This is a genomic window from Thiocapsa sp., from assembly GCF_018399035.1.
Classification (GTDB): Bacteria; Pseudomonadota; Gammaproteobacteria; order Chromatiales; family Chromatiaceae; genus Thiocapsa.
This window is the reverse complement of record NZ_CP073760.1, coordinates 4,604,351-4,619,055: the sequence shown is the minus strand read 5'-3', so window position 1 is coordinate 4,619,055 and position 14,705 is coordinate 4,604,351. Positions and strand designations below refer to the sequence as shown.

13 protein-coding genes are annotated in these 14,705 nt (G+C 65.1%); 4 read left to right on the top strand and 9 right to left on the bottom strand.

The annotated features are described in order from the left end of the window. The gene (locus KFB96_RS21045) at positions 1-432 is read left to right on the top strand and encodes a host attachment protein (RefSeq protein WP_213461078.1); all 432 of its coding nucleotides are present in this window, start codon (positions 1-3) and stop codon (positions 430-432) included. A 115-nt stretch (positions 433-547) separates the two neighbouring features. Here the strand turns inward: KFB96_RS21045 and KFB96_RS21040 are convergent, their stop codons facing one another. From KFB96_RS21040 to KFB96_RS21025, 4 genes are all read right to left on the bottom strand, one after another. After that, entirely contained in the window at positions 548-1,840 is a 1,293-nt protein-coding gene (locus tag KFB96_RS21040; protein WP_213461076.1) for a replication-associated recombination protein A, read from the bottom strand. Between the two features lie 85 nt (positions 1,841-1,925). After that, positions 1,926-2,633: an outer membrane lipoprotein carrier protein LolA gene (locus KFB96_RS21035; RefSeq protein WP_213461074.1), complete on the bottom strand. Its 708-nt coding sequence runs from the start codon at positions 2,631-2,633 to the stop codon at positions 1,926-1,928. Positions 2,634-2,838: 205 nt separating this feature from the next. Next, positions 2,839-5,385, bottom strand: coding sequence for a DNA translocase FtsK (locus tag KFB96_RS21030; protein ID WP_213461072.1), 2,547 nt, complete (start codon positions 5,383-5,385; stop codon positions 2,839-2,841). 121 nt (positions 5,386-5,506) lie between these two features. Further along, positions 5,507-6,265: a mobilization protein gene (locus KFB96_RS21025; RefSeq protein WP_213461070.1), complete on the bottom strand. Its 759-nt coding sequence runs from the start codon at positions 6,263-6,265 to the stop codon at positions 5,507-5,509. Between the two features lie 558 nt (positions 6,266-6,823). On the opposite strand from KFB96_RS21025, the gene KFB96_RS21020 reads away from it, so the two are divergent. Continuing rightward, positions 6,824-7,258 (top strand): methyltransferase type 12, encoded by a 435-nt coding sequence (locus KFB96_RS21020; RefSeq protein WP_213501526.1) that lies wholly within the window; start codon positions 6,824-6,826, stop codon positions 7,256-7,258. 203 nt (positions 7,259-7,461) lie between these two features. Here the strand turns inward: KFB96_RS21020 and KFB96_RS21015 are convergent, their stop codons facing one another. The 4 genes from KFB96_RS21015 to KFB96_RS21000 all read right to left on the bottom strand — a co-directional run bounded on the left by KFB96_RS21015 (position 7,462) and on the right by KFB96_RS21000 (position 12,364). Further along, entirely contained in the window at positions 7,462-8,946 is a 1,485-nt protein-coding gene (locus KFB96_RS21015; RefSeq protein WP_213461068.1) for a Ni/Fe hydrogenase subunit alpha, read from the bottom strand. Positions 8,947-9,276: 330 nt separating this feature from the next. Continuing rightward, positions 9,277-9,816, bottom strand: coding sequence for an NADP oxidoreductase (locus KFB96_RS21010; RefSeq protein WP_213461066.1), 540 nt, complete (start codon positions 9,814-9,816; stop codon positions 9,277-9,279). Next, positions 9,816-10,535, bottom strand: a complete 720-nt coding sequence (locus KFB96_RS21005; RefSeq protein WP_213461064.1) for a 2Fe-2S iron-sulfur cluster-binding protein — start codon at positions 10,533-10,535, stop codon at positions 9,816-9,818. Before KFB96_RS21005 ends, KFB96_RS21010 begins: the two co-directional genes overlap by 1 nt. Then, positions 10,532-12,364, bottom strand: a complete 1,833-nt coding sequence (locus tag KFB96_RS21000) for an NADH-ubiquinone oxidoreductase-F iron-sulfur binding region domain-containing protein (protein ID WP_213461062.1) — start codon at positions 12,362-12,364, stop codon at positions 10,532-10,534. Before KFB96_RS21000 ends, KFB96_RS21005 begins: the two co-directional genes overlap by 4 nt. 239 nt (positions 12,365-12,603) lie before the next feature. Here KFB96_RS21000 and KFB96_RS20995 point away from each other — a divergent pair, with 239 nt between their 5' ends. Beyond that, entirely contained in the window at positions 12,604-13,443 is an 840-nt protein-coding gene (locus KFB96_RS20995; protein WP_213461060.1) for a Uma2 family endonuclease, read from the top strand. 27 nt (positions 13,444-13,470) lie between these two features. Here KFB96_RS20995 and KFB96_RS20990 read toward each other — a convergent pair whose 3' ends face one another. Next, positions 13,471-13,857: a YchJ family metal-binding protein gene (locus KFB96_RS20990; protein ID WP_213461058.1), complete on the bottom strand. Its 387-nt coding sequence runs from the start codon at positions 13,855-13,857 to the stop codon at positions 13,471-13,473. A gap of 191 nt (positions 13,858-14,048) precedes the next feature. Here KFB96_RS20990 and KFB96_RS20985 point away from each other — a divergent pair, with 191 nt between their 5' ends. Continuing rightward, entirely contained in the window at positions 14,049-14,522 is a 474-nt protein-coding gene (locus KFB96_RS20985; RefSeq protein ID WP_213461056.1) for an Hsp20 family protein, read from the top strand. The last annotated feature ends 183 nt before the right edge of the window (positions 14,523-14,705 follow it).

Sequence of the window (14,705 nt, the reverse complement as noted above, 5' to 3'; positions counted from 1 at the left end):
ATGTTGACTTGGATACTGGCCGCCGACAACAGCCGCGCACGCATCTTCGCCACAGAGAAATCGGCAGGCGCGCTGCGCGAGATCCACACGCTGACCTTCCCGGAAGGCCGGCTTCACGAGGGCGATCTGACAACCGACAAGGGCGGTCGAGGCCACGACCCCATGTCGGGGGCTCACGGTATCAACGGCGAAGAGGCGCACAAGCAGGAGAATGCCGAGCGCTTCGCCGGCTTGGTCTGCGAGACGCTGGAGAGCGCCCGCAACAAAGGAGAGCTGCAGAAGCTTTACGTCATCGCTGCTCCGGCTTTCCTGGGGATGCTGCGCAAACATCAGTCCCCTTCGCTCAAACAGCTGATCGCGGGGGAGATCGACAAGAACTTGACGACCCATAGCCCCGAGGCGATCCGCAAGAGCCTTCCGGATTTTCTTTGAAGCGGGGTAACCCGGGGACTGATCCGGGTATCGGTACCCCCGGCGGCCACCATCGGCAGTCGTCTTCGAGGCGTGTAGGGGCGACTTCAGTCGCCCCTACACGATAGCGCCACGTTCAGTCGCGTCCCGCTGCCTCGTCCAGCGCATCGAGACGCTCCAGCTTCTCGCGGATGCGGATCTCCAGGCCGCGATCGACCGGCCTGTAATAGCGTCGCCCCGCCAAGGCATCCGGGAGATAGGTCTCGCCGGCCGCATATCCCTCGGGCTCGTCGTGGGCATAGCGATAAGCCCGTCCATGTCCCAGCTCTTTGAGCAGCTTGGTCGGGGCATTGCGCAGATGGACCGGGACATCCAGCGAGCCGGACGAGCGCGCATCCGCGAGGGCCGCGTTCCAGGCCAGATAGACTGCGTTGCTCTTGGCAGCGCAGGCCAAATAGACGACCGCCTGGGCAAGTGCCAGCTCGCCTTCCGGGGAGCCGAGCCGCTCTTGCGCCTCCCAGGCGTTGAGCGCCAGGTCCAGTGCACGCGGGTCGGCGTTGCCGATGTCCTCGCTCGCCATCCGCACGATGCGCCGCGCCACGTAGAGCGGATCGCAGCCGCCGTCGATCATTCGCGCCAGCCAATAGAGGGCGGCGTTCGGGTCCGATCCGCGTACCGACTTATGCAACGCCGAGATCTGGTCGTAGAAGATGTCCCCGCCCTTGTCGAAGCGTCGCACGCTGCCGGCGATCACCTCCGCGACGGTCGCCGATGTAATCTCCTCGCCCGCCGTCATCCGGGTCGCCAATTCGAGCAGATTCAGCGCCCGGCGGGCATCGCCGTCGGCGCTGCCCGCAAGCAGAGTGGCGGCCTCCTCGGACAGACGCAACCCACGATCGCCGAGCCCCTGAACCGGGTCCGCGAGGGCGCGCGCCAGGACGCGCTCGATGTCCTCCGTCTCCAAGGCATGAAGCAGATAGACCCGTGCACGCGACAGCAGTGCGTTGTTCAACGCGAAGGACGGATTCTCGGTCGTGGCCCCGATGAAGGTCAGGGTGCCGTCTTCGACATGCGGCAGAAAGGCGTCCTGCTGGGCCTTGTTGAAACGGTGCACCTCGTCGATGAAGAGCAGTGTGGGTCGCTGCTCCAGATCGCGCACCGTCCGCGCCGTGGCAACCGCGTCACGGATGTCCTTCACGCCCGCAAGAACGGCGGACAGACTCAGGAAGCGCGCACCCGAGACACCCGAGATGAGGCGCGCAAGCGTGGTCTTACCGGAGCCGGGCGGCCCCCAGAAGATCATCGAATGGAGTTGTCCCGATTCGATCGCCCCACGCAGCGGCTTACCCGGCGCAAGCAGGTGCTGCTGACCGAAGAATCCGTCCAACGTTGCCGGGCGCATCCGCTCGGCGAGTGGCGCATCAGTCATTCCGAAGCTCGCCTGCGCCGACGCCCGTTGAGATCCGCAAGGTCGACCCAGACACCAAACAGCACATGTCGTACCGAGGCGCGCTTCAGTCGAAGGACAGGAAATCGTCCATCGCCCCCTGTTCAATCTTGAACAGATCCGGACTCAGCTTGGCGTTGCGCTCCGCACCCGTGAAATTCAGCCGGGTCGTCTGTCCGAAGCTGTCCTCCATGATGAGGCTCTCCAGGTTGTCTTTGCCGAATCCAAGCTCGATCCGAACCACGTCGGTGTCCTGAGCTTTGGGAATCAGCTCGACCCAGGTCCGGCCGTCCGTGCTTTCGATCGGCGACGCCTCGAAGTGCGTCTCGATCGGACCGCCGTCGGCAAGCAGCAGGGCCGGGGTCCCGCTCAGCGCGCGGTTCTGACTTTGATGCGAGACTTGCTTGAGCTCCAAGTCGTGGAGATAAACCCGACTGCCGTCGGCGATGATGACCTGTCGATTCGGGGTGCTGTACTCCCAGCGGAAACGGCCGGGGCGTTGCAGATAAAGGGTGCCGCGCGACTCCATCATCCGAGTCCGCTCGGCATTGAAGGTGAACTGCTCGAACTCGGCGCGCAGACTGCCGAGTCCGGCGAGATAGTCGTTGACCCGCTTTGCGCCCTCGGCGGCATTTGCGGTCGCAATCCCGGACAGAAGGATCAACGGCAGGAGCAAGGCGAGCACGACAACGCGCAAGCGCGATGATTGACCAAGGTTACCGAGATGCCTCGGGCGATGCCCGAACCGATTAATCAAGGGAATGAAATCTGTCATATGAAGTCCTGAATACTGCGAATGAAACCACCAGAGACACGAAAAAACGCCAAAGATTCTATCGGTGGAACCGGCATCGACGACGGAGCTCAAGTCAAAGACAGGCGACGTGGCGCAGAGCGCCGAGGAGACTCGCAACGCCGCGAAGCGGTGTCGCGAGTGCTGGTCAACCCCGAACCCCGAACCCTGAACCCCGAACCCGACCTCAATCCTCGATCGGCGGCGGCGCCAAGACCTCGCGGTTTCCGTTGGTCTCCGCCGCGCCCACGATCCCGATCCGCTCCATCTCCTCGATCATTCGCGCGGCTCGGTTGTAGCCGATCTTCAAACGCCGCTGTACCCCCGAGATGGAGGCGCGTCTGCTTTCCACGACGATCTGGACCGCCTCGTCGAACAGGGGATCCGTGTCCTCGGTGTCGCCGCGCGGCTCGGGGTCGATGCCCGGGAGCACTTCGGTCGGCTCGCGCAGCACATCCTGCAGATACGCGGGCGCACCGAACTGCTTGAGGTGCTCGACGATCCGATGGACCTCGTGATCGTCGACGAAGGCGCCGTGCACGCGCTGCGGGATGTTCCCGCCGGGCGGCAGATAGAGCATGTCGCCGTTGCCGAGCAGCTGCTCGGCGCCCATCTGGTCCAGCACGGTGCGCGAGTCGATGCGCGAGGAGACTTGGAAGGCGATCCGGGTCGGGATGTTGGCCTTGATGAGCCCGGTCAGCACATCGACCGACGGGCGCTGGGTCGCGAGCAAGAGATGAATCCCGGAGGCTCGCGCCTTCTGTGCCAGACGCGCGATCAGCTCTTCCACCTTCTTGCCGACCACCATCATCATGTCCGCCAGCTCGTCGATCACCACGACGATATAGGGCAGATGCTCCAGCGCCGGCACCTCGACACCCTGCTCGGCGGCGAAATCGGCCGCGATGGTAGGGTCCGGGATGGTGCTGCCCTGTGCCGCCGCATCGGCGATTTGGCGGTTGTAACCGCCGATATTGCGCACCCCGAGCTTCGCCATCAGGCGATAGCGACGTTCCATCTCCCCGACACACCAGCGCAGCGCGTTGGCCGCCTCCTTCATGTCCGTGACGACGGGTGTCAACAGATGCGGGATGCCCTCGTAGACCGAGAGCTCGAGCATCTTCGGATCGACCATGATGAGCCGCACGTCCTGCGGCCCTGCCTTGTAGAGCAGGCTGAGGATCATGACGTTGATGGCGACCGACTTACCCGAGCCGGTCGTGCCGGCGATGAGCACGTGCGGCATCTTGGCCAGATCCACGACCACGGGCAGACCGGAGATATCGCTGCCCAGGCCCAAGGTCAGGGGTGACTTGGCGTCCTGATAGGTCGCCGAGCCGAAGGTTTGGCGCAGAAAGACCGTCTCGCGCTGCTGGTTGGGGATCTCGATGCCGATCACCGACTTGCCCGGGATGACCTCGACCACGCGCACGCTGATGGTCGAGAGTGCGCGGGCCAGATCCTTCGCCAGTCCGGTGATCTTGCTGACCTTGATGCCGGGTGCAAGCTCCAGCTCGAAGAGCGTGACGACCGGACCGGGGTAGACGGCCACGACCTGGACCTGGACCCCGAAATCGGCGAGCTTGAGCTCGACCTGTCGCGAGAGATCCTCGATCTGCTCGTCCGAGTAGGCTCGGCCGCTCGGACGCGGCTGATCCAGCAGGTCGAGCGGCGGGAGACTGAGCTCGTCGGTCCGACCGGCTGCGATCTGGGCGGCGGAAGCGGCCTGTACCGAAGGGGTCTGTTTGACCGGGACCGGCGGCTCAGGTCGGGTCACCGGACGCGGTGCCGTCTTGATCCGCGGTGCCGCCGCCGGCACGGGCTTCTGACCGCGCTTGAGATCCTCGAGCGACAGGGTCTCGGGCTCTGCCATGGCCTCCCGCACACGCCGCGGAACCCCCTCGAAACGACGACGCCCGAGCCGCCCGCCGGGCTCGCGCCCCGGCGCTTCCGCGCCGGTTACCGCGGAGCCGGCCGCGTCCTGCAGACGCGAAAGCATCGATTGTCCATCCGATTGCGTGGGGTCGTCGATCAGATTCAATGCCTCGGGAAGCCCGCTCGACTCCTCAGCTGCCGCAGCCTGTCGACGCAACACCAGGCCCGTCGCCGCACCCTGCACGACATTCGCGAACCAGCCCGCAGCCTGCAGAACGGCAGCACCCGTCGTGTCGACCACCTTCAGCCAGGAGATCCCGGAGAAGAGCGTGAACCCGACCAAAAGGGCACCACCGAGCAGCAGATCGGTCCCCCTGGTATTGAAGGCGGCGCGCATGTTGCCGCTGACGAGCAGGCCCAGACCGCCGCCGGCCCCGTTCGGGAGATGGGCGCCGAGCTCGGCGAGATGGATCGCGGCATATCCGCAGCCGGCAACGATGGTGATGAAGAACCCGATCCAGCGCAGCGCCAGGATCCAGGTCCGCGGCGCCGGCTCCTCGCCGCGACCGCGGAACACCAGCCAGGCGCTCCAGCCGACCATCACCGGGAGCAGATAGGCGAAGAACCCGAACAGAAAGAGCGTGACATCGGCAAACCAGGCGCCGGCCCGTCCGGCCGAGTTGCTGACCTGCGAGACGTCGCCCACGTAGGACCAGCCCGGGTCATCCGGGGAGTAGCTGGCCAAGGCGAGCACCAGATACAGCGCCACGACCATGAGGGTCCACATGGCGCCCTCGCGGAGCGCGCGCTCCACGTGGTCGCTGAACGTCAACTGCCCGTATCGTGTCGCCTGCGCCATGACTCTCTCCGAAATTTTGGCTCCCCATGATACCGTTGACGGCGCTTCTTAGGGTAGTTTCGATGGCTGAATTCGCCTGAATCCCGCCTGAATCAGAGCGATAGGCGCACCGGTTATGCGGTCAGCCGGGCGACGTCTCGTCCAACACGCCCGTCAACCACTCCTGAACGGACTCGGACGGCGGCTGCACGGCGAGCACCGGACCCAAGGAGGCGATCTGCTCGTTGGCCTTGCGCATCCAGACCTTGAGACGCTGGCGATCCATCAGACCCAACCCGCCCGGTCGGCTCTGGCCGGCGGCCCAGAAGCTCGCCGCCAGGTGATCGACCTTGCGCATGGTGGCCGCGTGCAGCTCGGGGAGCTCGATGAAACGGGCACCGACGGCCTCGGCGGCCGCTCGCGCCGGAGAGCTCCGGAACGTGGAAAAATCCTTTCCGCGACCGTAGTTCTGCACGACGACATAGTCTGCCGCCTCACCGTAACGCTCGATGAGTCGCTGGAGCAGGCCGATACCGTCGGCACCGTCGTCCATGACATGCCAGAAGACCACTCCAACCCCTTCGTCTGCGGCAAGCGTCAGAAAATCGTTCTGATCGATCCAGCGGAACAAGGGTGCCGAGGTCTGGGCGGCCAGGTCCACCAGCACATTCCGGGGCGCGGCAAGCGCGGCCTCCATCAATTGATCGGCATCCTCGAAGGCGTCGAGTAGGACGGATCTGGAGTAGTCGCCGTAAAAGCGCAGCATGGCCCCATGGGATTGATCGGTGTCGAAGACCGTAAAGGGTTGGTTGTTGTCGATATGATGCTGCGCGAGCAGGCGGGCCAGCACCGACTTGCCGACTCCGCCCTTCTCGCCGCCGATGAAATGGATCTTGCTCATGCTTGGTTGCTCCGAGTGTGTGCCTTAGATTGGCGCGGAGCATGCACCGAGGGTGATGCTCTCGCAAGGGCCGGCCGAGCACCGAAGGCTGACCCCCGGACTCCTCGGGGGAACCGAGATTTCCCTTCTTCGAGCGTTGCGCCAGCAGTTGCCGCGAAGCAACTCCGGGCCGAAAGCCGACCGTTTTCCGCGTTTTTGCGATGGTGAGGGTGGACGAGAGGTGGTATTAGAGCTTCCGTTGGAGCCGGATCAGGTTTGTTTTTCACGACGACCGAGCTTGGAGCCCTTGCACGCCGAGGCGCCGGGGCGTTCGGCCGGCGCGGTTGCAATCCTCCGGGCAAAGGGCACCTCCGGGGTTTGGTCGAGACCGTCAACGATCATCGAGAACCGAGGCTACACGCACTGTGAACAACCGCAGATCCCACATCGGCGTGGACGGCCGCCTTCTGTTCATCCGTCAGTTCCTCCGTCACCCGATGCAGGTAGCATCCCTGGTGCCCAGCTCCCGTTTCCTGATGCGCCGGGTTCTGGCGGCGGCAGGGGTGGATCGGGGGGCTGGTGGTGGAGCTCGGCCCCGGCGCCGGAGGCACCACCCGAGCCATCCTGGACGCACTGCCGCCGGACGGGCGGCTGCTCTCCATCGAGCTGAATCCGCACTTGCACCGCTTGGTGGAAGCCATCCCGGATCGACGCCTCATCGCCCACCGCGGCAGCGCCTGCGAGCTCCCGGCCGTCCTCGCGGCCCACGGCTTCGCCGCCGCCGACGCCGTTGTCTCCGGCATTCCCTTCTCCACCATGCCCCGGGCCGTGGGCGCTCGCACCGCGGCCGCCATCGCCGAGTGCCTGGCCGCCGACGGCCGCTTCGTCGCCTACCAGGCCAGCGCCCGGGTGGCCGAGCTGTGCAGTCCCCACCTCGGCACCCCCCGGGTCGACACCGAGCTGCTGAATTTCCCGCCGATGCGGGTGTTCCGCTGGGAGCGGACGGGTGGCTGATCCCCGGGAGCTCCGGCGGGAGCGATAAGTCTCCGGACCGAAACATCGACAGCGCCTACACGTCAAGCCGGATCGGCTGGGCGCAGTCGCGGAAACCCTGATGGTTCCGGCGAAGGCCAGCCAGACTCCGAGATGCGCGGCAAGGCGCAACGCAACCCCGGGACATGTCGTCCCGGCTCGGCGACAAGAGCGTCGAGGTACTGTCAACGGGCGATCGAGCCGTCGGTGTTCCGCACCAGCCGTCCGACACGCTGTCCTTCGGCGTCGAGCAGCTCGAGCTCCAGAGGCATCTTACCGAGCGCGTGGGTGGCGCAGGACAGACAAGGGTCATAGGCCCGGATCGCCACCTCGATGCGGTTGAGCAAGGGCTCGGTGAGCTCGTGCCCATTTAGATCGTCGGCGGCGACGCGGCGGATGGACTCGTTCATCGCCTGATTGTTGTTGGTCGTGGAGACGATGAGATTGGCGCGGGTCACCAATCCGTCCGGATCGATCTCGTAGTGGTGGAAGAGTGTCCCGCGCGGGGCCTCGAGCACGCCGATACCGGTGGTTTGCAGGTCGCCGTCGCGGCGCAGGTCGGTGCCCTGCAGGTCGGGATCCGCGAGCAGCTCGCGGATCGCCTCGGCGCAGTGCAGCAGCTCGATCATCCGCGCCCAATGGGTCGTGAGTGCGGCCTGCAGCGGTCGACCCTCCCCGGCGGCCGCGAAGTCCTGACGCTCCTGCTCGGCGAGCGGGGTCTGAAAACGCGCGCAGTTGTTGACACGCGCGAGCGGGCCGACCCGATACCAGCCCTGCTCCGGTCCCAGCGCCACGATGAAGGGAAACTTCATGTAGCTCCAGGGCTTGATCTCCTCGTGGAGCAGCTCGGCATAACCCTGATCGTCGGCATGATCGAAGATGGTCTCGCCCTGCGAGTCGCGCGCGCGCAGTCCCCCGTCGTAGAGCTCGAAGCCGCCGTCCGGCGCAACCAGACTCAGTGTGTTGGCATCGACGTTGGCAAATCGATAGTGAAAGTCGGGGCGCGTCAGGATGATGCGCTTGATGAGCTGAACGCCCTGCTCGGCCCAGTCGAGGATTCGGTCGATGTCGGCCAAGAGGAGATCACGCTCCTCGAGACTCACATTCTTGTTGACCCCGCCCGGCAGCGCGCCGGTGCCGTGAACCCGCTTGCCCGAAGTCACGCGGATGACCTCCTGTCCGAACTTGCGCAGCAGCACGCCCTGCATCGCGATCTCGGGATGGTCTTGGATAACACCGACGATGTTGCGGTGGGCCACCGCGTCGTCGATGCCGAACAGCAGATCGGGCGAGGAGAGATGGAAGAAATGCAGCGCGTGGGACTGGAGCACCTGACCCAGATGCATCAGCCGACGCACCTTCTCCGCCGTCGGCGTCAACCGATCCACCCCAATGAGCCGATCGCACGCCTTGGCCGCGGCCAGATGATGGCTGACCGGACAGATCCCGCACAGGCGCTGCACCAGCACCGGCAGCTCCCAATAGGGCCGGCCCTGGATGAATTTCTCGAAGCCCCGGAACTCGACGATATGCAGCCGCGCCTGCCTGACCTGGTTGTCCTCGTCGAGCAACAGGGTCACCTTTCCGTGACCCTCGACGCGGGTCAGCGGCTCGATGCAGACCCGCTTGAGGGTCTCGGGATGCCGGGCGGTTTCCAGGTTCGTGATCATGGTCGAAACCTCGGGCGGGTTCGGGGTTCGGGGTTCGGGGTTCGGGGTTCGGGGTTCGGGGTTCAGGGTTCAGGGTTCAGGGTTCAGGGTTCAGGGTTCAGGGTTCGGCATTGAGGTTACCGGACCCTGAACCTCACCCTCTGAACCGCTTCCAGGGCGAGATGCTCATTCTCGAGTGAGCTCGACGTTTCGTGCATCGACAACCCTTAGCGGGGACGCGGTTTACAATAAATTATTTTTCAATGTCTTAAACCGCGCCGACTCCAACGGTCGTCAAGTCTGCCGGGGCCGATCCCATCCAAAAACGTCGCATAACGCGCCGGGCGCGGTTTAATCAAAATGAATCTGCGTGTAAGAAAACGCGATCGGCTTCCCCTCCAAAAACTCGGTCAGGAAGGTCCAGATGGTATCGGCCGAGGGCGGGCAGCCGGGCAAGACGTAGTCGATCGCAACCACCTCGTGGATCGGATGCACCTGGTTGAGGAGCAGCGGGATCTCGGGGTCGTTCGGGATGCCCGGGTTGTGCACCCCGATACCGTCGCAGTAGGACTCGCGCAGGCACTCGGCGAGACTGAACTGGTTGCGCATCGCCGGGATCCCGCCGTTGACCGCGCAGGCACCGAAGGCGACCAAGACCTTGCAGCGACGCCGAAACTCAAGGAGCACCTCGACATTTTCGGCGTTGGCGACCCCGCCCTCGATCAGACCCAGGTCGCAGTCGCCGAGCGTCTTGATGTCGGTCAAGGGGGTGCGATCGAAGGTCACCAGATCGACCAGATCCAGGATCCGCTCGTCGATGTCCAAAAGGGACATATGGCAGCCGAAGCAGCCGCAGAGCGACACGGTCGCGACACGGGGCTTCTCGGCCATCAGACCACCTCCTCCTCGTGTGCACGCACGTCGCCGACGATGCTGATGGGCTCGCGGTCGTAGAGACGCTCGCCGATCGGGGTCTCGTAGCCGCGACCTTTCGGCAGGATGGCGCCGGTGGGACAGACGTGGGCCGCCTTGTCGGCCGCGGCAAAGCAGGAGTCGCCCAGCAGACCGCTCGGCGAGTCGATCACCAGATGGCTCTCGAGACCTCGCCCGCTGATGGCGAAGACCCGCTTGCCGTCGTGGTCGCGGCTGGCACGCACGCACAGCTCGCAGAGGATGCAGCGATTGAAGTCGATGACGACATCGGGATGCGAGGCATCGACCGGCCGGCGCGGGAAGAAGTGGGTGAAGTGCGGTGCGAGCATCCCGGTGTAATAGGCGACTGCTTGGAGCTGACAGGCCCCGCTCTTCTCGCAGGCGGGACACACGTGATTGCCTTCCACGAAGAGCATCTGAAGGATGGCTCGGCGCGTCGCTTGAATCGTCTCGGAGCTGCTGTCGACCTCCATCCCCTCGCTCGCCGCGGCGGTGCAGGCCGAGACCTGACGCTCGCCGATGTCGACAAGGCACACACGACAACTGCCGTGCGGCGCGAGCTCCGGGTTGTGGCACAGGTGCGGGATATAGACCCCGGCAGCAAGTGCCGCGTCCATGATGGTCTGGCCGGTCTCGAAGGGGATCTCGCGGCCGTCGAGCTTGAAGGTCTTGCTCATGAGGACACCTCCGAACCGTCCCGGACATGGGCTCCGACGTCGTCTCGACCCGTGAGTGCGCGAGCCTCCGAAAGCGCCGCATCCAGGTCGAAGGACGGGGTGTGGGCCTCGCGCGCCAGGCGCCGACGATAGATCTGCGGGAATTTGTCGAGCGTGTTGAGCACGTGGTTGGGTGCCGTATGCCCGAGCCCGCAATAGCTCGCTTGGCGCATCACCGCGCCGATATGGCGCATCTCGCTCAGGTCGTATTCCGAGCCCTGCCCGGCGGCGACCTTCTCGACCAGGTTGCGCAGGAGCGCCCCGCCGACCCGACAGGGGGTGCAGAAGCCGCAACTCTCGTGCGCGAAGAAGGCGGCGAAGTTGCGGACCATGTCGAGCAGGTCGCGGCGGTGATCGAAGATCATGAAGGAGCCTGCGGTCGGCAGGTCCTCGAAGGCGATGATGCGATCGAAGTCCGCCGGCGAGAGGGTCGCACCCGCGGCACCCGAGATCTGGACCGCTTGAGTATTCTCCGCCCCGCAGTCGGAGAGGACCTGATGGACCGGCGTACCGAACGGATACTCGTAGATACCGGGCCGAGCGCAGTCCCCGCTGACCGAAAGGATCTTGCTGCCGGCGGACTGATCGGTGCCTTCGCCGCGGAGCCAATAGCCGCCCCATTGGACCACCCGCGCGGCGGCGAGGAAGGTCTCGACATTGTTCACCACCGTCGGCTGATCGTCGAAGCCGCTGGTCACCGGGAAGGGCGGGCGCTTGCGCGTGACACCGCGCTTGCCCTCGAGCGACTCGATCAGCGCCGACTCCTCGCCGCAGATATAGGCGCCTGCACCCAAGTGGATCTCGATGTCGAAGTCCAAGCCATCCGCACCCAGGATGCGCGTGCCCAGCAAACCTTCGGCGCGTCGGCGCTGCAGCACCGATTCGAGATGCGGCAAGAGGTAGAGATACTCCCCGCGCAGATAGAGAAAGCCCCGACGCGCCCCGAGGACCCCAGCGCAGACCGTCATACCCTCGATCACCAGGTCCGCATAGTCGGTCAGCAGGACGCGATCCTTGAAGGTGCCGGGCTCGCCCTCGTCCGCGTTGCAGACGACATAACGATCGGTCCCCGGAGCCTCGCGGCAAAAGCGCCATTTGAGTGCGGTGGTAAAACCCGCCCCGCCGCGTCCGCGCAGTCCCGAGCGCTCCACCTCCGCGAGCGCCGCGTCCGCGCCCTCATCGACAAGCCGACGCAGTGCTGCGCCGTCGGTCGCCGGGTTGCCGAGGAGCAGTCCGCGCCGACGGATATTGTTTTCGACCCGAAAGAACTCGCCCGGCCAACGCTCGAGCGGGATGCCCTCCTGCACCAGATCGGCGATACGATCCATCCGCTGCGCATCCAGGTTGGTCACGGCTTGGCCGTTGACCAGAAGCGCGGGGCCTTGGTCGCACATCCCGGTACAGGAGGCGAGACCGACGCTCACGCGCCCGTCGACGCGGACGAGGTCGCATCCCCACGCCGGCAGGCCCGTCAACCCGAGACGCTCGATCAACAGACGGATCAGACGCCGGCTGCCGAGCATCCGGTCGGTGATGTTGTCGCTGAAACGGATCTCGAAGGCGCCGCGCGGGCGATCGTGCAGAAAGGCGTAGAAGGCAATCGCTGCGCGCACCTGAGTGCGGGTGACATCCAGTGCAGCGGACAAGGCTTCTACCGCCGCGTCCGGCACGCAGGAAAAACGCTGCTGGACGCGGATCAAATGCTGGAGCAGGTGCCGGGGATCTCGGCCATGGGTGGCAAGGGACTCCGCCACGAACCCCTCGACCGTGACGGCTAAGGACTCGTTCATCGGCACCTCCCGCGGGCTTGGCATCGGGCTGGACATCGTTCTGCTTCATGGCAGTATAGAACATGGCGACGGGCTTACGGCCGTTCGGTTCGGGAGATCTCGCCGGGCGGCCCGGGCAGTGGGAGCCGAGGCGTATCGCCCCGACCATGTTCACTTCCGTAAACATCGGCTCCGGCAACCGGCAGAACCTCGACCCTCGACACCCAAACCGCACCTCTTCACCGACGGAGTCGCGCGCCATGACCAGAAAGCTTGCCGGTTTCAACCTCCCCGGACCCTTCCGGGCGGATCAGCTCAAGCCCGGCGACCCCTACGAGCTCTCGGGGGGACACCCCGTCGCGTGCCTGCCGGTCGGGGGACGCGGCTCGCGGGCCAACCTGATCGGCGCCACCATCCTCGACAGCGACCCGGACGTGGAATCCGCCGGTGTCGACACCGGCTTCGCACTGACGCCGGACACCCTACGCGCTCCGGATGTCGCGGTGGGCAATGTCACCGACGCGCCGGGCTGGGTGAAAGGCACGGCACCGCCGTTGGCGGTCGAGTATGCGGACACCGGCCAAGACGAGGCGGAGTTGACGGCCAAGATTGCCGACCTGCTGGCGGCCGGATCACGCCTGATTTGGGTCGTGCGGCTGATCGGCCCGCACCGCGTCGAGATCCATGCACCCGAGAGCCCGATGCGACTCGCCTATCCCGGCGAGGTGCTCGCGGCACCCGGCATCCTGCGCAATCCGGTGCCGGTCGCGGCCCTCTTCGACCGCGACGCGGCGCATGAGGTGACATTGCGGAACCTGTTGCAACGCAAGGGTTATCGTGATCTCGAGCAGGTGCGCGAAGACGGAAAGAGAGAAGGCAAACTGGAAGGCAAAGCAGAGGGGCGGAGCGAGGGCGAGCTGGCGGCCTTGCGCGATGCACTCATCCTGATCCTGGATCAGCGAGCATTCGGCATCAGCCCCGAGCAGCATTCGTCGATCCGGGATTGCGTCGATCCCGACCAATTACGCCGATGGCTGGGACTGGCGATCGGCGCCACCGCGCAAACCGAGATCTTCGGGGCGTCGGCGAACGGCGCCTGAACAGCGACCGGACGCCGGCATCGAGGCTCAGACCACTGCATCCAGATAGAACCACCGACCGTCCTCACGCACGAACCGACTGGTTTCATGGAGACGATGTGCCCGGCCGCCGATCTTGTAGCGGGCCACGAACTCGACGACCCCGTCGCGATCTCCGACACCGCCCGCCTCGACCCGACGCACCTGCAGACCGAGCCAGCGCACCGACTCGCCCGCGAGATCGAGCGTCGACGGCCGCGTAGAGGGATGCCAGGTGCGCAACAGATAATCCGTCCGCCCCCGGCAATAGGCGACATAGCGCGAGCGCATCAGTGCCTCGGCGGTGTCCGGACGCAGATCCGCATCCAGATAACGTCCGCAACAGGCCGAAGAGTCTGCAGGGGCACCGCACGGACACCGATCGAAAGGTTTCATAGAGCCACTGTTCCTGAAGACCGCAACCCACGGCCGCGGAATTCGAGTTGACATAATATTTTACTCGCCACCACTTGACATCGGGCGCGCCGAATTCTACTTTACATAACGCAGGCGCTCGCAAGAGGTCTGCAGAGACCGCGGTTCACGAGAACGCGCAACTTCCATATTGCTCAATCGAGGATATGTCAATGACCAACATCGACTTCTCACCACTCTTCCGCTCCATGATCGGTTTCGATCGGATGTCGTCCGCGTTGGAGACGGCTTACCGCTCCGAGCCCGGCGGTTACCCTCCTTATAATATCGAGGCCAGCGGCGAGAACGACTACCGCATCACCATGGCGGTCGCCGGCTTCACCGAGAAAGATCTCGCCATGGAGGTCAAGGAAAACATCCTGACCGTCTCGGGCGCCCGTGCGGACGACGAGGACAGGGGTCAGGCCAAGTACCTCTACCGCGGGATCGCCAACCGCAACTTCGAGCGTAAGTTCCAGCTCGCCGACTATGTGCGTGTTCTGGATGCGCGGCTCGAAAACGGCCTCCTGCATGTCGATCTGCGTCGCGAGATCCCCGAGGCGATGAAGCCCCGCAAGATCGAGATCCGCGGCGAGCCGGGCCGGTACCTCGAGGGCGAGACCCACAAGACCCAAGCCGCTGCCTGATTCAAAGGCAACGCGTCACGCGGCTCGAACGCGTGACGCCCCGGGTCGATAATGAACGTCGATCGTAAAACAAGCCGGGCAATCGCCCGGCTTGTTCTTGTGTGAGCTCCGGTCGGTCTTCGATCCGCATCACCTGCGCGAGCAGGATGCCCGCCCGGTCACGGATCACGCGAGATTCAAAGG

Coding starts and splice junctions, on each gene's coding strand:
- KFB96_RS21045 (WP_213461078.1), top strand. CDS start 1: ATGTTGACTTGGATACTGGCCGCCGACAACAGCCGCGCACGCATCTTC.
- KFB96_RS21040 (WP_213461076.1), bottom strand. CDS start 1,840: ATGACTGATGCGCCACTCGCCGAGCGGATGCGCCCGGCAACGTTGGAC.
- KFB96_RS21035 (WP_213461074.1), bottom strand. CDS start 2,633: ATGACAGATTTCATTCCCTTGATTAATCGGTTCGGGCATCGCCCGAGG.
- KFB96_RS21030 (WP_213461072.1), bottom strand. CDS start 5,385: ATGGCGCAGGCGACACGATACGGGCAGTTGACGTTCAGCGACCACGTG.
- KFB96_RS21025 (WP_213461070.1), bottom strand. CDS start 6,265: ATGAGCAAGATCCATTTCATCGGCGGCGAGAAGGGCGGAGTCGGCAAG.
- KFB96_RS21015 (WP_213461068.1), bottom strand. CDS start 8,946: ATGATCACGAACCTGGAAACCGCCCGGCATCCCGAGACCCTCAAGCGG.
- KFB96_RS21010 (WP_213461066.1), bottom strand. CDS start 9,816: ATGGCCGAGAAGCCCCGTGTCGCGACCGTGTCGCTCTGCGGCTGCTTC.
- KFB96_RS21005 (WP_213461064.1), bottom strand. CDS start 10,535: ATGAGCAAGACCTTCAAGCTCGACGGCCGCGAGATCCCCTTCGAGACC.
- KFB96_RS21000 (WP_213461062.1), bottom strand. CDS start 12,364: ATGAACGAGTCCTTAGCCGTCACGGTCGAGGGGTTCGTGGCGGAGTCC.
- KFB96_RS20995 (WP_213461060.1), top strand. CDS start 12,604: ATGACCAGAAAGCTTGCCGGTTTCAACCTCCCCGGACCCTTCCGGGCG.
- KFB96_RS20990 (WP_213461058.1), bottom strand. CDS start 13,857: ATGAAACCTTTCGATCGGTGTCCGTGCGGTGCCCCTGCAGACTCTTCG.
- KFB96_RS20985 (WP_213461056.1), top strand. CDS start 14,049: ATGACCAACATCGACTTCTCACCACTCTTCCGCTCCATGATCGGTTTC.